General features: G+C 46.2%; 15 protein-coding genes. 11 read left to right on the forward strand and 4 right to left on the reverse strand.

All coding sequences use genetic code 11. The features are described from left to right. Positions 1-15: 15 nt before the first annotated feature. The 3 genes from CBX98_RS22330 to CBX98_RS22340 all read right to left on the reverse strand — a co-directional run bounded on the left by CBX98_RS22330 (position 16) and on the right by CBX98_RS22340 (position 4,056). Entirely contained in the window at positions 16-816 is an 801-nt protein-coding gene (locus CBX98_RS22330; RefSeq protein WP_109170297.1) for a PhzF family phenazine biosynthesis protein, read from the reverse strand. Between the two features lie 141 nt (positions 817-957). Further along, positions 958-1,434 (reverse strand): DM13 domain-containing protein, encoded by a 477-nt coding sequence (locus tag CBX98_RS22335; protein ID WP_109170298.1) that lies wholly within the window; start codon positions 1,432-1,434, stop codon positions 958-960. A 297-nt stretch (positions 1,435-1,731) separates the two neighbouring features. Further along, positions 1,732-4,056: an FdhF/YdeP family oxidoreductase gene (locus tag CBX98_RS22340; protein WP_109170299.1), complete on the reverse strand. Its 2,325-nt coding sequence runs from the start codon at positions 4,054-4,056 to the stop codon at positions 1,732-1,734. 667 nt (positions 4,057-4,723) lie between these two features. On the opposite strand from CBX98_RS22340, the gene CBX98_RS22350 reads away from it, so the two are divergent. The 10 genes from CBX98_RS22350 to CBX98_RS22395 all read left to right on the forward strand — a co-directional run bounded on the left by CBX98_RS22350 (position 4,724) and on the right by CBX98_RS22395 (position 18,172). Next, positions 4,724-5,608 carry a LysR family transcriptional regulator gene (locus tag CBX98_RS22350; RefSeq protein WP_046875405.1) on the forward strand — a complete coding sequence of 295 codons (885 nt, stop codon included), beginning with the start codon at positions 4,724-4,726 and terminating at the stop codon, positions 5,606-5,608. Positions 5,609-5,661: 53 nt separating this feature from the next. After that, entirely contained in the window at positions 5,662-6,492 is an 831-nt protein-coding gene (fdhD, locus tag CBX98_RS22355; RefSeq protein ID WP_109170300.1) for a formate dehydrogenase accessory sulfurtransferase FdhD, read from the forward strand. A gap of 406 nt (positions 6,493-6,898) precedes the next feature. Next, positions 6,899-8,293, forward strand: a complete 1,395-nt coding sequence (gene uhpT, locus CBX98_RS22360) for a hexose-6-phosphate:phosphate antiporter (protein WP_021707729.1) — start codon at positions 6,899-6,901, stop codon at positions 8,291-8,293. A 138-nt stretch (positions 8,294-8,431) separates the two neighbouring features. Then, positions 8,432-9,040 carry a transcriptional regulator UhpA gene (gene uhpA, locus CBX98_RS22365; RefSeq protein WP_109170301.1) on the forward strand — a complete coding sequence of 203 codons (609 nt, stop codon included), beginning with the start codon at positions 8,432-8,434 and terminating at the stop codon, positions 9,038-9,040. Next, a complete protein-coding gene (uhpB, locus tag CBX98_RS22370) occupies positions 9,040-10,542 on the forward strand; it encodes a signal transduction histidine-protein kinase/phosphatase UhpB (RefSeq protein ID WP_109170302.1) in 1,503 nt (500 codons plus the stop codon). Before uhpA ends, uhpB begins: the two co-directional genes overlap by 1 nt. A 6-nt stretch (positions 10,543-10,548) precedes the next feature. Beyond that, complete coding sequence (locus CBX98_RS22375) at positions 10,549-11,889, forward strand: MFS transporter (protein WP_005480243.1); 1,341 nt, start codon at positions 10,549-10,551, stop codon at positions 11,887-11,889. Between the two features lie 124 nt (positions 11,890-12,013). Beyond that, positions 12,014-13,249 (forward strand): mannose-6-phosphate isomerase, class I, encoded by a 1,236-nt coding sequence (gene manA / locus CBX98_RS22380; protein ID WP_109170303.1) that lies wholly within the window; start codon positions 12,014-12,016, stop codon positions 13,247-13,249. Between the two features lie 350 nt (positions 13,250-13,599). Beyond that, on the forward strand, positions 13,600-14,862 hold the full coding sequence (locus CBX98_RS22385; protein ID WP_109170304.1) for a hydroxymethylglutaryl-CoA reductase: 1,263 nt from the start codon (positions 13,600-13,602) through the stop codon (positions 14,860-14,862). 406 nt (positions 14,863-15,268) lie between these two features. Beyond that, entirely contained in the window at positions 15,269-16,837 is a 1,569-nt protein-coding gene (locus tag CBX98_RS22390; protein ID WP_109170305.1) for a DUF1800 domain-containing protein, read from the forward strand. A gap of 9 nt (positions 16,838-16,846) precedes the next feature. After that, positions 16,847-18,172 (forward strand): DUF1501 domain-containing protein, encoded by a 1,326-nt coding sequence (locus tag CBX98_RS22395; RefSeq protein WP_109170306.1) that lies wholly within the window; start codon positions 16,847-16,849, stop codon positions 18,170-18,172. Between the two features lie 86 nt (positions 18,173-18,258). On the opposite strand, the gene CBX98_RS22400 is transcribed toward CBX98_RS22395, so the two are convergent. Beyond that, entirely contained in the window at positions 18,259-19,353 is a 1,095-nt protein-coding gene (locus CBX98_RS22400) for a ketoacyl-ACP synthase III (protein WP_109170307.1), read from the reverse strand. Positions 19,354-19,515: 162 nt separating this feature from the next. Between CBX98_RS22400 and trxC the strand changes: the two genes are divergently transcribed. After that, the gene (gene trxC / locus CBX98_RS22405) at positions 19,516-19,950 is read left to right on the forward strand and encodes a thioredoxin TrxC (RefSeq protein ID WP_005394579.1); all 435 of its coding nucleotides are present in this window, start codon (positions 19,516-19,518) and stop codon (positions 19,948-19,950) included. The last annotated feature ends 8 nt before the right edge of the window (positions 19,951-19,958 follow it).

A 19,958-nucleotide genomic window follows, 5' to 3' on the forward strand; every position in this document is an offset into this window, starting at 1 on the left:
AACCAAAAAGGACGACTACGCAATTCTCATATCTCCTCGCAACATTGTTACCGCACTTCCAGAAAGCTTAACGCATTCCGGATTCAATAATTCTGTATAAACAACTCCACTTCTCTTGGATGCTTGAAAGCCTTTTAATTGCGCTTTACCGAGCTCTTTAGCCCAGTAAACACATAAAGCGCAATGAGCAGAACCTGTCACTGGATCCTCATCAACACCCACCCAAGGGGCAAAGTAACGAGAGACAAAATCAGCGTCAGTGCTTGATTGAGCAGTGATAACAACTCCACGACCTTTTTGTTTAAGTAACGCACTAAAATCAGGTTCGAGTTGCTCTATCAAAGACTCATCATTGATGACGATCAACTGCTTATTATCAAACTGACCATAAGCGTTTACATCAGCCACATCGAGCCCTAAGCCGTAAAGCAAGTCTGTGTTAATACTTGCTCGCATATCTAAAATAGGAGCAGGAAACACCAAATGAATGTCGTCATGATCAAGTTGTGCAGTTAAAACGCCGGATAGCGTGCCAAACTCAATGGTATCACCAGTACTATATAACCCTTGCTCTCTCAGCACGTGCGCCGTGGCCAATGTGCCATGTCCACACAAAGCGACTTCCGTCCTCGGTGTAAACCAACGAAGTTGCATTGTGTTTAATGACAGAAACGCGGTTTCAGATAGTGACATCTCTGCCGCTATGGCCAACATCATTTCCTCATCAAGGCTTGATTCTGTGATACACACACCTGCAGGATTGCCTTTGAACACATCTGATGTAAACGAGTCGACCTGAAAAATTTTAACTTCCACAAAATATCCTTAAGTTCTATCAACCACTGTAGAACCATTAGCAGCACTTAGTGCATTTGTACCACGTAATGTATTGCACCAGTTATTTGAGCAGTAAGCCTTTCTTAACTAAGAAGAAACCACTTTTTCTCCTGATGGGATTTATTGGTATTTTGCCGAAGTAATGAACTCACCGAATGTTTCACACCAAACAACAACAGTATTGTATTCAGAAATGGAAATCCCTTGAGGAACCTCAACAACGAAGTTATTGAATGTTTTGACATCACCAACCAAGCTCATCTCAGATTTAAGGTCATTAAACGCTTGTTCAGTCTCGACAAATTTAGGAGATAAATAGAGTTTATAGTCAGGCCCGGGAGCGAGTTTTCCTACCAGCGTAATAGCTTGGGAACTCAAATGAATTTCACCTTCTCCCCAATGAAAAGCGTCGCTATCTTTGAGGTCCCTCGTGACAACTGCACTGTATTCTGCACCTTGCATGCGCTCAGAAACTTGCTCATCGGTCGGCGCAGGCGGTGCAATAAGAATCGGTAAAGTATAGATACCTATCGCAATACCAATCGCAACAGCCACTAAGTGGCTTAACGTTAATTTAATTATACTTTTCAAGCTCATCTATCTTCTTGTTAGTTTCATCAGCTTAGATTTAGGCTCAAATACAGACATCCGTCAGGTTATACGTCTAATAGCCTAATTTCATTAATATTATACACAAGCTGGACCAATGCGCCTTAATTGCTGCCTTTTAGAGTGCTATCCAATAACCCCGTTATTAACGAAAATAACTATTTTAATTCAGCCCCCTACACGCCTTCAGCGAAATGTTCTAAAGGCAAAGTGAGCAATTAAAAACGGCTGATAATTGATATCAGCCGTTTGGTTATCTGGAATGTCGTTGTGCTGGTTTGGGAACTATTCTGATTCCACCAAAGCGATCTTATCGGATGTCGATTTTTCCAATTTGATCGCAATAAACTTAGAGGTTGGCGTAAACGTTCTATCCCCATAACTATCTAAAGGAACCAATGGGTTCGTTTCTGGATAGTAAGCCGCCGCCTGACCTGCTGGCACGTCATAGGCAACAAGCGTAAATCCGCTCACGCGACGCTCAACGCCATCTTCCCATAATGACACCATGTCCACTTTGTCGCCCGGTTCAAAACCGAGTTTACGAATATCCACTTCATTGATGAACAGCACTTCGCGCATGCCAAATACACCACGATAACGGTCATTCAAACCGTAAAGTGTCGTATTGTATTGGTCGTGTGAGCGCATGGTTTGCAAAATCAAATCTGGCTTTTGGCCTTTTTCGAGTATCGCTTCGCTGATCAACTGCTTCGGCAACTCGCTAGAGCTGAACTGTGCTTTGCCGCTTGGTGTATTCCATCGACGCTCGGCAGCTGGGTTTACCAAGTGGAATCCACCCGGGTGTTTAAGCTTATGGTTAAAGTCGGTAAAGCCCGGAATCGTGTCGGCAATCAAATCGCGAATTCGGTCGTAATCTTCAATCGCCCACAACCAATCAATTGGTTTTGCCCCGAGTGTAGCATTGGCAATACCGGCAATAATCGCTGGTTCTGAACGCAAATGCTCCGAACGCGGTTTTAGCTGACCAAATGAGATATGCACCATGCTGAAGGTATCTTCAACCGTCACGCCTTGTGGGCCAGTCGCTTGCTGATCAATCTCAGTACGGCCTAAGCATGGAAGAATAAGCGCATCTTTACCTGTGACAAGGTGAGAACGATTTAACTTCGTCGAAATGTGTACGGTTAAATTACAGTTTCGCATCGCGTTGTGCGTACGTTCTGTGTCTGGCGTTGCTTGTGCAAAGTTACCGCCCAAACCGATAAATACTTTCGCTTGCCCTTCTTCCATCGCTTTAATGGCTTGCACAGTGTTGTGGCCTTCACCACGCGGGACGGCAAAGTTAAATCGACTTTCAATGCGATCCAACAACAGATCTGAAGGTTTTTCATCAATGCCCATCGTACGGTCGCCCTGAACGTTACTATGACCACGCACTGGTGAAAGACCCGCGCCCGGCTTACCAACGTTACCTCGTAACATTTGTACGTTTGCGACTTCTTTAATGGTTGGTACAGAGTGACGATGCTGAGTCAACCCCATCGCCCAACACATGATCACACGTTCTGCACGTCGATACATGCTCGCCACCATCTCGATTTCACTTAAATCAAGACCCGATTGTTCCGCGATGTGTTCCCAAGAGGTTGCGTCCACTTCAGCCAAATACTCATCAATACCTATCGTGTGTTGCTTGATGAATTCACGGTCAAATACCGCTTTGCCACCGTTTTGCAATGCCTCGCGTTCCCATTGCAACAAGAATTTCGCGATGCCACGAAACACTGCCATGTCTCCGCCTAAAGCAGGACGCAGGTACGCCGTGTTGGTAGGCTCTGAGCCGTTACTCAACATCTCAATCGGCATTTGTGGGTTTTGGAAACGCTCTAATCCGCGCTCTTTGAGCGGGTTTAGACAGATAACCTGTGCACCACGTTTTACCGCTTCGCGCAGAGGTTCAAGCATTCGTGGGTGGTTCGTGCCCGGGTTTTGACCTATCACGAAAATCGCGTCGGCTTCTTCAAAATCATCAAAGATCACTGTGCCTTTACCAACACCAATGGTGTCTTTCATCCCTATTGCACTGGCTTCGTGACACATATTGGAACAATCTGGGAAGTTGTTGGTACCGAATGCGCGGACAAATAGCTGATACAAAAACGCCGCTTCGTTGCTTGCACGACCAGAGGTATAAAACTCCGCTTGGTGCGGTGAATCCAATTGATTGAGATGTTTCGCGACAAGAGCAAAAGCCTCATCCCAAGAGACTGGCACGTAGTGATCGGACTCGGCATCGTATCGCATTGGGTGCGTGATACGGCCTTGGTATTCCAACCAGTAATCGGTTTGCGTTGAGAGAGAAGAAACGCTGTGATTGGCAAAAAAATCAGGATCAACCAGACGATTGGTCGCCTCCCAGTTTACCGCTTTCGCGCCATTCTCACAGAAATTGACTTTACCACTATCTGGCGACTCACCCCATGCACATCCCGGGCAGTCGAAACCGCCATTTTGGTTGGTTTTGAGCATAGTGCGAATGTTTTTAACTGCATTTTCACTGCCCCACCAACTTCTGGTTACGGCTTTCAGTGCACCCCAACCACCAGCTGGACCTTTGTATGCTTTTATTTGTTCTTTTTGGCTCACGACTTTACTCCTCGCAGATATACCAGCAAGCAGGGTGCCCGTGAAAACAAGCGCGTTATTTATTGAGATAATGCGGAAGTATTGAAGGGCTTAGTTTCTAATCCATGTATTTTTTAATCCAAATAAGTAACTACTCAACATGCTCTCGCTTGTCCGAGCGTTTACTTATCTAGATTCTTGATATCGGATACCCGCCTACTGTTTCTAAGACTGTTAGATTCAATTCGCATTGTTGCGCCTTGATCTAAATCAAAGATTAAGTCGTTATTCAATATGCGTCCAATTGATAATCCTGACCGAGTGATAAACAAAATCTATGACGAATTTTTCCACTGACGCTCATCACATTTTTAATCAATACAGTTTATGAGGTTAATCGTTTTCCCATTCGATTCCACCTAGTTAGCTTAACGAACTCAATAAAATCGGCATTCTTGATAATAGATAGTATCTATCACACTATAGATACTTTAAATTTGACCCTAATTAATATCAGGAATAGCCTTGATTCAGATCAATTTTGAGCGTGGTTTTATTCTTGACTTGGTTTTGGTTTTCCATTTCCCAGTTAAAACGCTCCAGCGCTTAAAAAGTACGGTAGTGCTGTGCCCTTATTTAGGGAGGTCCCCCGTACATGTGACTCACAACGCAAGGTTAACAAGCCATTATGGATATCAAACAACTGAAATATCTCATCGCACTTGAACAGACCAAACACTTTGGTCAAGCCGCCGCATTGTGCCACATTACGCAGCCTACCTTGTCCATGAGAATCCGAAGCTTAGAGGAAGAACTCGACCTCGAATTAATCCAGAGAAGTCAACGATTTGAAGGATTTACTGAAGCCGGAGAACGCATTTTAGCTTGGGCAAAAACCGTCTTAGCCGCTCATGATGGATTGCAAGCCGAAGCCGCCAACTGCCGTGGTCAGTTGGTCGGTTCACTTCGGCTTGGAATGGTGCCACTCGCCAGCCAAAACCCGATGCAATTGCTCAAACCATTAGCTCAACAGTTCCCTGAGTTACGCTTTCAAATACTCTCCATGACGACCGAACAGATCATAGACCAACTCAATCGCAATCAGCTTGATTTGGGCATGTGTTATGTCGATCAAGTCAACACCGCTTACTTCGATGTTATCGAGCTAGATTCGACCAAACTTGGCGTTTTATTCGATGAGCGTCATTTTGACTTTGCCGAATCTGAAGTGTTGTGGGAGTCACTCAATAACATTCCTCTAGGGCTGCTTTCGAAAGGCATGCACTATCGCCACTCGATTGATCTTAGCTTTGTGAGTAAAGGGCTAGTTCCACAAACCGTCATTGAAAGTAACTCCACCTTTCACTTGATCCAAGCAGTAACCAGTGGCCTTTGTTGCGCCATTATGCCGCTGAATTGTGGATTGGAAGAGTTGAACGATACGCTTCGCATTATTCCTATCGAAGAAGCCGCCGTTCACGCCCCGCTAGGTTTGTTAAAGCGAAAACAAGAACCCTTCTCCGCGCTAACCGATCAGTGTTTCGCAGAAGCAAAAAGCATATTCAATCGATAACAACAATCCACACGTCAATTTTTGGCATACACAACGGCTTATGAGGTGATTTCATGAGATGTACTACTCAATCTTATTTTGAACTGTCCGATTTCAATCAAGCACCACCTCAACCAAGTGCATTCAATTACCGAGAATTGATTGATGGCCGCCCAGTGCAACAAATGTCGTTGGCGAGCGAGTCCGCTTTAGCTATCAGCTACAACGGCATTAGCCAAGCGGTCATGATGGTGACGCCAGGCCATCTGGAAGACTTCGTGAAAGGGTTTAGCTTAAGCACAGGCATCGTCCACGACTTCAAAGAGATCAAAGACATTGAAATTGGTGGCGATCACGAATCTCACTATGCGGAAGTGGAAATCAGCAACCGCGCTTTCTGGGCGTTAAAAACACAACGCCGAAATCTTGCTGGCACAACCGGATGCGGCATTTGTGGCGTCGAGGCTCTTGAACAAGCTTTACCTGATTTGGTGCCACTGACACCGTCTCTTCCTCCGCGCTCCGATGTATTCGAAGGGCTGAGAAACAAAGTCGCACAGCATCAAGAAGCCGCACGTGAATCTGGCGCGTTACACGCCGCTTTATTTGCAGATTTACAAGGCAACATCAAGTTGTGCCGAGAGGACATCGGCCGCCACAACGCGCTGGATAAGTTGATTGGCGCATTGGCCAACAATCACATCGAACCTCAAAGTGGCTTCGCAATAATGACAAGCCGTTGCAGCTTAGAGTTGATCCACAAAGCCGTTCGCGCGCGCATCCCCACATTGGTTTGCTTATCTGCACCTACAGCGTTAACCGTCGAATGGGCAAGAAGAAACCATTTGAACCTAATTCACTTGCCAAAATACGGCTCGCCGCGTCTATACAGCCCTGCGCCTTAACACGTCAACCTAGCCGAATTCCTAATATTTCTAACAGAGACCTCCGGGTCTCTGTTGTTTGCTTCTCGTTCCCAATTGATACTTAGTGACAAGACACTATTCTCTCCAACCAAACGTGCTCACCCCTTGTCAGCTCTAAGCTTGCGTATATTAACCTGCTTGCATTTGAACGCTTTCCAGTCCGGTAAGAACCCTGTCAAAAACCCATAAATTAGTAAGGATTTTGTGTGACTCTTTTCACGCTTTTCTACCTTCCTAGGCATTTCTAGGAATTTTTCCTAGCCGATCTAGGCAACCATCTCATGTGCCTCACAAAACCACTCCCTAGAATTCCGCTCAGTCAAAGGTAACAAGAGTGCACAACGGTCTCCGTTGTGTTTCTAAAACAATTACAAGAGAGTTCATCATGTTAAAATTCCTCGAACAGGTGCGGAAGCCGACCCTCGATCTTCCTGTCGAAGTTAGAAGAAAGATGTGGTTTAAACCGTTCATCCAATCTTACTTGGTCGTATTCATCGGCTACCTAACCATGTACTTGATTCGTAAGAACTTCAATGTCGCGCAAAACGACATGATCTCAACTTACGGTTTGAGCATGACAGACCTAGGTCTTATTGGCCTTGGCTTCTCCATCACATACGGTATCGGTAAAACCGTTGTGTCTTACTACGCTGACGGTAAGAACACCAAGCAATTCCTACCTTTTATGCTGATCCTTTCTGGTCTTGCAATGCTTGGTTTCAGCTTCAGCATGGGCGGCGGTAGTGCAAGCCTGTTCTTGATGGTGGCTTTCTACGCTCTGAGTGGTTTCTTCCAAAGTACTGGTGGCCCTTCTAGTTATTCAACCATTACAAAATGGACACCTCGTAACAAACGCGGCTCTTACCTAGGCTTGTGGAACATGTCTCACAACGTTGGCGGTGCTGGCGCAGCGGGTGTTGCTCTTTTCGGTGCTAACTACCTATTCGACGGCCACGTAATCGGTATGTTCGTGTTCCCTTCTATCATCGCGATCATCGTCGGCTTTATCGGTATGCGCTTTGGTAGCGACTCTCCAGAAGCTTACGGTCTAGGTAAAGTAGAAGAACTTTTCGATGAAGCAGTGAGTGAAGAAGACACCGCCGCAGAAGAAAACCAGATGACCAAAAAAGAAATCTTTGTTGAATACGTTCTTAAAAACAAAGTTATCTGGCTACTTTGCTTTGCCAACATCTTCCTTTACATCGTTCGCATCGGTATCGACCAATGGTCAACGGTATACGCGTACCAAGAGCTTGGTCTGTCAAAAGAAACGGCAATCTCTGGCTTTACTCTGTTCGAAGTCGGTGCACTTGTGGGTACGTTGATGTGGGGTTACCTGTCTGACCTAGCAAACGGTCGCCGCGCATTGGTTGCTTGTGTGTCTCTTGGTTTGATCATCGTATCGCTTGAGTTCTACCAACACGCCACTAGCGAGTTCATGTACTTAGCCTCTCTATTTGTATTGGGCTTCTTGGTGTTTGGTCCGCAGCTTCTTATCGGTGTTGCCGCGGTTGGTTTTGTCCCTAAAAAAGCAATCAGTGTGGCTGACGGCGTAAAAGGTACATTCGCTTACCTAATCGGTGACAGCTTTGCAAAACTAGGCTTGGGTATGATTGCCGACGGTACACCTATCTTCGGCTTAACAGGTTGGAAAGGTACCTTCGCAGCCCTAGATACCTCCGCCATGATTTGTATTGTTTTGCTTGCTTTCGTCGCTATCGCGGAAGAGAAGAAGATTCGACACGCGAAGAAGCTTCAACTTGCACAAAACCAAGCCTAACTTCTCTGCGCGCTTTACTTCGGTAAAGCGCGCAAGATCATTAAAAAGCATGGTTCAATTCAGTATCATTAAAGATTTTTCTATTGGCTCCTGTTGGAGCTTCTTGTTGTTAGTCGTCTGCTCTATTTGGTTGTAATAATGATTCATGTTGCTCTAGTTGATGATCACGTCATCGTGCGTTCGGGTTTCGCACAATTATTAAATTTAGAAAGTGATATTACCGTTGTTGGTGAATTCGGCTCTGTCGCAGAAGCACGCACAGGCTTGCCTGCGGTACACCCACACGTCGTCATCCTAGATATTTCCATGCCAGATGAAAGCGGCTTAAACTTTCTCAGCGAAATACCAACTGGCATTGCCTGCGTGATGCTTAGCGTACATGACTCCCCTGCGATGGTGGAAAAATCACTAAAGCTAGGTGCAAAGGGCTATCTTAGTAAACGCTGTAGCCCAGACGAACTTATTCAAGCCGTGAGAACCAGTGCTTCTGGTGGCTGTTACCTCACATCAGATATTGCACTTAAACTTGCAACGCCTAGCGACAACACCACCTCTCTATGCCAACTGACAAAACGTGAAAACGAGGTATGTCAGCTACTTGCGACCGGGTTGGATGTAAAGTCTGTCGCGACAGAGCTTGGCTTGAGCCACAAGACCGTGCATGTTCATCGTGCAAATGCCATCGACAAACTCGGCGTGAAAAACAACGTTGAGCTCGCCAAACTATTTTCTCAAGAGTCCTTTTAATGCGAGCTTATGCTGTTACCACCATTTGCGGACTTTTCGTTATGGCCTGTGCTTGGTTCTGTTTGTGGGTGATCGCCTACTACTTTGTCAACGATCCAGAGCTGGCGATCTTATTGTTTCCTTTCGCTTTACGATTAGGTGTCGCCCTACACACTCGCACCGCTTATTGGCCAACGATTTATCTTTCAGAGTGGGGGCTTTCCATCGCACTTGCGATGTTACTGGGTCAACCGCAGTGGCTTACCGTGCTGATTGCGAGCATTGCCAGTATCCCGGTCACTCTGATTGCGAAAAAATATTACTACGGAGACCAAAACCGCCATTTAGCCGTGATGAGCGTTGTCATTATCATTAGCGCGTTTATTAATGTGATGGCCGTTGGTTTTCACGTTCCTTCGGTTTACATGGTGTGGTTGGCTAGCATTTCTGGAGGCTTGCTCGTGGTGCCTATGTGCTACTTGTTATGGAGTTATTTGTTCCAAAGTCGTTGGTCTCCGCTTAGCTCTCTCCTACTTAGTAATGCCGTTGTATTTCAGGTGCGTCATATCGTGCTTTATGCGCTGCTTTTGATCGGCAGTATTTTGGTGCAAACCAGTTTGCCTGAAGAGCTAAAACGATTTGCGCCATTTTGTATGGCGATTCCAATCATCGTGCTTGCTCTGCGTTACGGCTGGCAAGGTGCCCTACTCGCCACCATGCTCAACAGCATTGCGCTGATTGCGGCTCGTAGCGGCGTATCGAATCTAGAAATCACCGATTTGTTATTATCTCTCTCGGCGCAAACCATCACCGGCATTATGCTCGGTTTAGGGGTTCAGAAACAAAAAGACCTCAATCACAAACTGCGCGGCGAACTTGCACGCAATCAGAATTTGTCTCGCCAGCTTATCAAAGCGGAAGAATCGGTAAGACGCGATATTGCGCGCGAGCTACATGACGAAATCGGCCAGAACATCACGGCGATCCGCACACAAGCCAACATCATTAAGCGGGTAAATAACGCAGAAACAAGCGTGGGTTGCGCCGACATGATCGAAGGGCTTTCCCTCAACGTGTACGACACCACTAAGCGACTGTTGAGCAAACTAAGACCAAAAATGCTGGATGATTTGGACTTAAAAGAATCCGTCGAGCAACTGACGCGAGAGATGGAATTCGCCAATCACGGAACGACTGTTCAACTGAACTGGCAAGGCGATTACACCAGCTTGAGTGATACGCTCAAAGTAACCCTATTCCGTTTATGCCAAGAGTCATTAAATAACGCAGCCAAGTACGCAGAAGCGCAGTTGATCAATATTGAGCTGACGATCGGAGAAGCTGCGGTGTCACTGATGATTCACGATGATGGTGTCGGCTTCAAAGTTCAGGACAGCATGAAAGGCATGGGCGTTCGCGGCATGCAAGAGCGTGTGCACGCGTTAGGTGGAAAAATGGTTATCTACTCCACCAGCGATCAAGTGATCGGCACACAAATCAGCATTACTTTACCTAAGGTGTAACTCAAGATGTTTGGATTTTTACGTTCACCTAAATTTACTCAACCGAGTCTGAGCAACGAGCAAATCGACCAGCGTTACCGCCATTGGCGTTTGCACATTATGTTGGGGATGTACATCGGCTACGCAGGTTTCTACTTTACCCGTAAGACCTTTAACTACGCCGCACCAGCGATGATTACCGACCTTGGCTTAGATAAGGGCGATTTGGGTCTAATCGGTACGCTTTTCTACATCACCTACGGCTGCTCGAAGTTTATTTCTGGCACGATTTCAGATCGCTCTAACCCTCGTTATTTCATGGGGCTAGGCTTGATTGCGACAGGTCTGGTCAACATCGCGTTCGGCTTTTCTAGCTCACTCGCGGCTTTCATTACTCTGTGGATCTTAAACGCGTGGTTCCAAGGCTGGGGCTGGCCTTCATGCTCCAAGCTGTTAACCACTTGGTATTCACGCTCCGAGCGTGGCTTCTTATGGGCGATTTGGAACACCGCACACAACGTTGGTGGCGCGCTGATCCCTATTTTGGTGGGCTATTTAACGTTGCACTACAGCTGGCGTGAAGGCTTTATTCTACCCGGCATCATCGGGGTATTACTCGGTCTATTCGTTTGTTGGCGATTGCGCGACAAACCAACAACAATGGGTTTACCAAGTGTCGGCCAATGGCGCAACGACGCGCTAGAACTTGCGCAAGAAAATTACGGACGTGGCCTCACCTACCGCGAAATTCTGAAATCGTACGTATTTAACAACAAATACATCTGGCTGCTCGCGTTCAGTTATGTGTTGGTTTATATCGTCCGAACCGCAATCAATGACTGGGGAAACCTGTACTTAACCGAGCAGCATCACTATAGCCTGATTAACGCCAATGCTGCCCTTTCTATGTTTGAAATCGGCGGTTTTGTTGGTTCATTGGTTGCGGGTTGGGGCTCAGACAAACTCTTTGGCGGTAACCGTGGGCCAATGAACTTGCTGTTCGCGATTGGGATTTTCTTATCTGTCTCTGCGCTTTGGCTTATGCCCCTGACCAACTTTGCATTCCAAGCGGCGGGATTGTTCTCCATCGGCTTCTTTGTCTTTGGACCACAAATGCTGATCGGTATGGCGGCGGCGGAGTGCTCTCACAAAGATTCTGCCGGCGCGGCAACAGGATTCGTAGGCTTGTTCGCCTACATGGGCGCAGCATTGTCTGGCTATCCACTGGCACTAATTCTTGAAGAATATCATTGGACGGGTTTCTTCATCACCATTTCAGTTTGTGCAGCCGTCATTGGCCTTTTATTGCTGCCATTTTTGCAAGCGCAACCATCACGAAAACCACTCGAACCAAAACCTCGGTTGTAAATCGACTTATCGCCCTTCGGGCAAATTGGCGAGTGACCTAACCGCACTCGCCATCCTTATTTAACGTATCTCTGCTCAATTTTTCTTCCGATTCAGTTCGGAGGGTTAACTATGGGAAAAATTCATGAATTTGAACACTATTTCATCGCATAGCTTCTTTCAAATGAACAACAAAATCCAAAACTACGCTTGGGGAAGCACCTCGTCTATTCACGATTTGTTTGGCTTTTCTAACGAAACAAATGAACCTCAAGCAGAAGTATGGATGGGTACTCACCCAAACGGCTGCTCTGAAGTTCAGGTTGAGCAAAACACGCTGCCTTTGTCTGAACTGATTAAACAAAACCAACCCGCTTACTTATCAGCAGAAACCGCAGCGAAATTTGGCGACCTGCCCTTTCTGTTTAAGATCTTAGCGGCCGAACACGCACTGTCGATTCAAGTTCACCCAAGCAAACAAGATGCCGAAATAGGTTTCGAAAAAGAGCAAAGTGCTGGCATTCCACTAAACGCGAGCCATCGTAACTACAAGGATCCTAACCACAAACCTGAGTTGGTGTACGCGTTGACAAGTTACCAAGCCATGAACGGTTTTCGCTCGTATTCCGAGATTATTGAGGCATTTAGCCTTTGCGATATCGATGAGCTACGCGCGCCACTAGATGCATTCAAACACGAAGCCAACTCACAAGGTTTACGCGATTTCTTTGTGCACATTCTGACCATGGAAGGAGAAACAAAAGAGCGAGCACTGAAACAGCTTCTTGCCCACGCTTCACATCAATCGGAACAAAGCACTGACTCGGAGCAAGGCACTGACAGCGACGCTTTCCAGCTCATCTTGGAACTATCCACTCAATACCCCGGCGATGTCGGCTTGTTTGCGCCACTACTGTTGAATGTCATCACGCTGCAACCTGGCGAAGCGATGTTCCTAAGCGCAAGAACGCCACACGCTTACATTAAAGGAACGGGATTAGAGATCATGGCGAACTCAGATAACGTTTTGCGTGCAGGACTCACGCCGAAACATATGGATGTTGAAGAACTGGTTAAATGCACAGACTTTGTGCCTAAGCCTTTTGACAGCCTTGTTCTAGAACCCAATGCCAATGGTTGCCAGAGCCTTTACCCCGTTCCAGTGGCAGACTTTAGTTTCAGCATTCTTAACCAACCGAATCACGACGTGGTTGAGGCAAACAGCGCAGAGATTTTGATGGCGATTGATGCCGATCTGACACTCATCAGTGAGAACGGTGAAACGTTAACCGCCGCGAAAGGACAATCTGTATTTGTTCCTGCTTACGTTGGCCATTATCGCATTCAAAGTGCGGGACGCGTGGCTCGCGCATTCAACTAGTTTGTTAACAACTGATTCAAACTAGCGTCTGACCCAAGGGACTGGGTTAGACAGTTGATTCCTTTCATAGATTGAGCCAGTCCGCTTTTAAGGTACTCATGCTTACACTTTTTCGACTCAAATCCGCAGCGGCCTAAGCCATCTAAGTTCTCTACCCCCGATTCTTCTTTTCACTACAGCACTCATTGTCAAAACCCATTTATTTCCGGTAAATTCGCCGCTCCAATATCAAATTACTTGGATAACAAAGGCGCTCACACAGTGGTATTTGTTGCAAAACGTATAATCAACGTTGTAATCAAAGCCTCAATCACTACAATCTCTGGTTCGATTTTTCAGTTAACGTTTGTATGCCGAAGTTAAACCAAGATAACCCTGTTCAAAGCTCCGCCCTTTCCGATATCGAAACCAGCAGTAAGATTCAATCGGCATTAGAACCGAAGTTTCACAAGCCAGAGAAACGTCTCTGCTTAAGCCCTGGCCTATCGGATAAGCATTTGGCGCGCCGTTGGCAAGTATTGGAACACGTGACTAATAAAGATCATCTTCTTGATCCTTTCACACAGTCACATTGCGACGCTTACTCCAACAACATCGAGCACTTCATTGGTACTGTCAATGTGCCGGTCGGCATCGCAGGTCCTTTACGCGTCAACGGTTTGTATGCGAACGATGACTTTTTGGTTCCGCTCGCAACGACAGAAGCCGCGTTAGTCGCTTCCTACAACCGTGGCGCAAATCTTATTACCGCCTCTGGTGGCGCAAGCGCATTGTTACTGAGTGAAGGGGTGAGCCGAACACCAGTGTTCGCCTTTAATAACCTTGCAAGCGCTGGCCAGTTCGTCAGTTGGGTTGTTACCCAGTTTGAAGTATTTCGTCAAATTGCGGAATCCACCACCTCACATGGCAAACTCAAAGATATCAATGTAAATATCGAAGGAAACCACGTTTATTTGGTCTTTGAATACGTGACCGGTGACGCTTCCGGACAAAACATGGTGACCATCGCAACAAACGAAGTGTTCCATCATATTTTGGCAACCAGCCCAATCAAACCAACTCAAGCATTCTTGGATGGCAACTTATCAGGCGACAAAAAACCAAACGCGCACACGCTGCGCTCGGTACGCGGTAAGAAAGTATCCGCCGAAGTGACCATTCCAGCAGAGTTGGTGGAAAAATATCTACATACAACGCCGGAGTCTATGGTTCAATTTGGCAAAATGACCACGGTGGGCGGTTTACTCAGCGGGACAATTGGCGTCAACGCGCATTACGCGAATGCCCTTGCCGCGCTGTACATTGCTTGTGGTCAAGATGCCGCTTGCGTTGCAGAGTCTGCCATTGGTATCACTCGTATGAATGTGGACGCTCAAGGCAACTTGTACGCGTGCGTGACCTTGCCAAACATCATGGTTGGCACGGTTGGCGGGGGCACTGGCCTTCCAACGCAAAAGGCATGTTTGGATATTTTGGGGTTGCACGGCAACGGCAATGCGAAAGCCTTAGCCGAAGTCGCGGCCGCGCTTTGTCTGGCTGGCGAACTCTCGATTGTGGGCGCATTTTGTGCCGATCACTTCTCCCGGGCTCACCATAAACTTGCTAGAAAATAATCCTTTTACTTTGTACAAGAGAACACCCATGCGGTTTTCTCTTGTGCCAATAAAGCAACTTTATTTATTAGCTCATAAATTAGTATAAGTTATATTGCAGACTTAATAATTGCATCACTCTCACGTTGACCGCATTATTGCAGTATCACCACACATTCCTCGCTATATCACTGTTTGACCCTATTCTCACGCGATATTAAATATCAGTACGTTACCTAAATAAATATCAAAAACATCTAGCACTAAAGTACCAAATTCATAGATTGAGTTTTTTGTTAGTCACTTATAGAGACTATACTCGTTCCTGCAGCTGCTTGATTTTTCTAAATTTATTATTTAGCTCAAATGAGCTTAATCACTCCCGTTAAATGGATTTAAGTCGTTCCCTCGGGTAAGCGAGTTAACTATGAGACGTCAGAAACAAAATGAAATCTCTTGTTGGGTACTAGGGTTGATTATCTTATTACTAAGTTACGTCCCTTCAGTACCAGCAGAAATGGAACTAACGCCCTCCGATCAAACCGTTGCGCGTTTCCTCTATCAGAGCACTTTTGGGCCAACATCAACATTAATTGATGAGGTAGAAGAAGTCGGGATGGAAAGTTGGATATCTCAACAAATCCACCTTCCTGCCACCTATCATCAACCGCTCTATCGGACACCTTTTTCCAAAGGCGCACAATCCAATCGAGAAAACGCTTGGTATCAAATTGTTATTACTGCTGATGATCAACTCAGACAACGCATGGCGTATGCATTAAGCCAGATCTTAGTGGTCTCTCGCTATGGCGGTGTTCTTTCCAGTAAGCCCACAGGTCTAGTCGACTACTATGATGTATTGATTGCTAACGCTTTTGGCAACTACCGAGATTTATTATATGACGTTTCCATTCATCCTGTTATGGGCAGCTATTTGTCCATGCTCGGTAGCGCAAAAGAGAACAACACGACGGGTGCATTACCTGATGAGAACTTCGCTCGAGAGTTGATGCAGCTGTTCACCCTAGGCTTGTATGAACTGAATATCGATGGCAGTAAAAAGCTTGATCGTAAAACGGGTAAGCCTATCCCCACATATACCCAAACGGATATTCAAGAGCTCGCTCGAGCATTAACTGGGTGGAAAAATGCCGATTTAGCGTTTGTTGAACCGATGCGAGTCATCAGCCACCGACACGATGGTGGCGAGAAACGATTGCTTGGTAACACAATTCCTGCTGGTTTAACTGCGCAAGAAGAGCTTTCAAAAGTGATCGATATTTTGATGTCTCATCCAAACATGGCGCCGTTTGTTTCTAAGCTACTTATCCAACGTTTTGTAACTTCGAATCCAAGTCCGGAGTACATCGCACGTGTTGCTTCGGTATTCAATAACAATGGCAAAGGAGAAAAAGGAGATTTAAACGCGGTCATTCATGCCATCTTGCTCGATTCTGAGGCTCTAGGCATGACAGATACCCCGCCAATAAAAGTGAAAGAGCCTATACTGGTCCTAACTAATTTTCATCGAGCAGCGGGTTTTACAATCAAATCTACACGTTACGAAGACGCTACTACGATGATGAATATCGCCAATCAAGGACCTCTTCGTTCTCCTTCCGTATTTAATTTTTACTCTCCTGATTACCAACCATCTAACGAGTTTACGGAGTCTGGTATTAGCTCTCCGGAGTATGAGCTACTGAACTGGTCTGTTTATACCGATTTGGTCAACTATATGTTGACCAGCACTCGCAGAGGCGGCGGTGATTCCTACACTCTCGATCTCGGCGAGTTTTATCTTCTTTTGGATGATCACGATGCCTTAGTCGAGCTGGTTAACGCACGCTTCTTTGCTGGAACGGCCTCGGCGGAATTAAAAAAACTCATGCTCACCGTGTTAGATGAATATCGTGAGGACTATGTGCCAACAACAAAGCTCGCCTTGGTGATTTTTACCGCCATTTCCGGCGATGAATTCTATATTCAGGATTAGGAGTGGATTATGGATATTTCACGACGACATTTTATAAAAAGCACTGCATCGATGGGCGCTTTAGCTTCGCTTGGTCTACCGGGTTATTCTCTCGCGGCGCCATCCAATGACTTTCGAGCATTGATATGTGTTTATTTAGCAGGTGGAAACGATGCGTTCAACACTGTACTGCCGTTGTCTGACGCGCACTATAACCAATATGCCAAAGTCAGAGGTGCTCTTTCTGTCGCCAAAGACGACATACTCCCTATCAATTTGCGTACCGCCGATAGCTCGGATAATCTGGTAGAACTTGGCTTACACCCCAAACTAAAGGCGCTGTCTTCAATTTTCGAACAAGGCGATGCCAATATCGTGCTCAATAGCGGCATTCTCAACCATCCCGTTACAAAACAAGCGATTGAGCTAGGTGAAGCGTCACTTCCCGAGCAACTGTTTTCCCACAATTCACAAACTGACGCTTGGTTACTTGGTGGTATGCAAGAATCTAGCAACTTGGGTTGGGCAGGAAGAATGTTGGACGTATTAACTTCTGAATCAGAAATAACCCCACTATACAGTGTGCACGGGAACTCGCTTTGGTTACGCGCGATGGAACACCGCCAAACCGTGCTGAAAAAAGACCGTGCGGTTCAGCTTACCGCGATTGATAACCCGCTATACAAGGGGATCTATGACCAACTTCTTTCTCATCAAACAGAGAATCCGTTTAGTGGTCACTTTAATTTGATGGTTGATGAGTCGATGATGATGAGCCGTGTGCTAAGCGAGCAACTCAATCATATTGATGACGCGCCGCTGTTCACCTCATCAACACTCGGCAAGCAGATGCAAACCGTCTATAAACTGATCGCAAGCCAAGATGTGTTAAAGCAACAACGACAAGTCTTCTTCGTTAAACACTCTGGCTACGACCTACACGATTCTCAATTAGTTCGACACCCCGTACTACTCGAAGATCTAGCGACTAACCTCTTAGCAATGTATCGTGCGATTACGCGGTTGGGGCTAAACAAACAAGTCACCTCTTTTACAATGTCTGACTTTGGTCGACGGATGACAAGCAACGGTAACGGCACCGATCACGGTTGGGGTGGTCATCAACTATTGATTGGGAGCGCGGTGAATGGTCAGCGACCTATCGGCACATGGCCTGAACTAGTATTGGGCGGAAACGATGACTATTCTCAAGGTCGACTCATACCCAAAATTGCCGCTGATCAAGTTGGTTCAACCCTCGCGCAATGGATGGGCGTGAGTGATAACGCGGCACTGGAATACGTGTTCCCGAATATCCGCAACTTCGCTAATTCAAACCTTGGCTTTATGGCTTAAGCTGCTTTAATGAGCTCTTAATTAACTTGTCATGAAAAAGGGAGCATTTACGCTCCCTTTTCAATATCATTTCCGCTGAGTGTCCGTTACGCTTCGTCGCGACGGCGCTCGTTACACAGCTTAATGGCACGCTCAAGTAATTCTAGCGCGGATTGCTCACATTCAGGCAGAACCGCATCACTTTCACCAATTGGCGTTACGCGGTCACCCCATTTCAATACTGCCGCACCCCATGTCAAACCTGCACCAAACGCAGCAAGAAGCATGTTATCACCTGGGTTAACTCGACCTTGCTCTACCGCTTCACACAATGCAATTGGCACCGTCGCAGCTGAAGTATTGCCATAGTTTTGAATGTTAACAAACGCTTTGTCGTGTGGAATTCCAGACAGGTCGCACAAGGTTTGAATAATACGAATATTCGCTTGATGCGGAATCACAACATCGATTTGTTCCGTCGTTAACTGTGATGCTTTCAGTACGGTTTTCGCAGCTAGCCCCATACCTTTTACCGCACGTTTGAAAATTTCTTGTCCTACAAAGTTGAAATCCCAGTAACCGTTGTCTTCCGCAAAGCGATCCATACAAGTACCAAACTTTGGCACGGATAGAATATCGCGACCTTTAGCGTCACAACCAATTTGAGATTGCAATAGACCCGTTTCTTTTTCTGTTCTTGATAACACAACGGCGCCCGCGCCATCACCAAATAGAACAGCGGTATCTCGCATGGCCCAATCGATGTAGAAAGACAATCTTTCCGCGCCAATAATGATCGCGTTGCGATAGTTACCTGATTGAATCAAACGTGTGCCCGTTTCAAGGCCGTAGACAAATCCCGTACATGCGGCATTTAAATCAAAGGCCGCCGCAGAACGAATGCCCAAGTTCTGCTGTATTTTAGATGCGATGTTTGGAATAAGTGAATCCGGAGAACAAGTCGCCACAATGATTAAATCAACGTCGCTTGCGTCAACGCCCGCGCGCGCCAATGCGTGTTTGGCAGCAACGGTTGCCATGTCTGAAGTATTTACATGGCTAATACGGCGGTTTTCGATACCGGTGCGGGTACGAATCCACTCATCTGAAGTATCAAGGAAAGTGCTAAGATCATCGTTAGAGAGCACGGCAGGAGGAACACATTTCCCCCAACCTGTAATTTCAGCGTAGTAATTTGTCATCGCAGACCTATTTATTGTTGTATTTTAATAAAATTTCTTAGAACCTTAGGCTCAAATACAAACCTGCTCTGCGTTATTTCGGCAGGTTAAAAAATAAGTATACAAATAATGAGGCTGACTGGTAAGTCATGTTTTCATCAATACGTAATAAAGGAAGAAGTCATGTCATCGTTTAAAACTCGCTGCCCTTCATGCGGCGGTCTGAATCGTGTCCCCAATGAGCGTGTTGCAGAGTCTGCAACTTGCGGTAAATGTAAAAGTGCACTTTTTGATGGCGCGCCTATCGAAGGAACGCAAGATAACTTCTCTGCTCTATTACAAAGTGATACGCCTGTTGTCGTCGACTTTTGGGCCCCTTGGTGTAATCCGTGCGTCGGTTTTGCCCCTGTTTTCTCGGATGTCGCTCATGAACAAGCAGGAACGGCTCGTTTTGTAAAGATTGATACAGAAGCACAACAAGCGCTCGCTGCACAATTTGGCATTCGAAGCATTCCTACCATCATGGTTTTCAAGAACGGTCAACGCGTTGATATGATCAATGGTGCGCTACCGAAAAGTCAGTTTGATCAATGGTTAAATCAAGCACTTAATAAGTAATTCTCCAC

It is taken from the genome of Vibrio sp. T9, from assembly GCF_003123985.1.
In the GTDB taxonomy this organism is placed as follows: domain Bacteria; phylum Pseudomonadota; class Gammaproteobacteria; order Enterobacterales; family Vibrionaceae; genus Vibrio; species Vibrio diabolicus.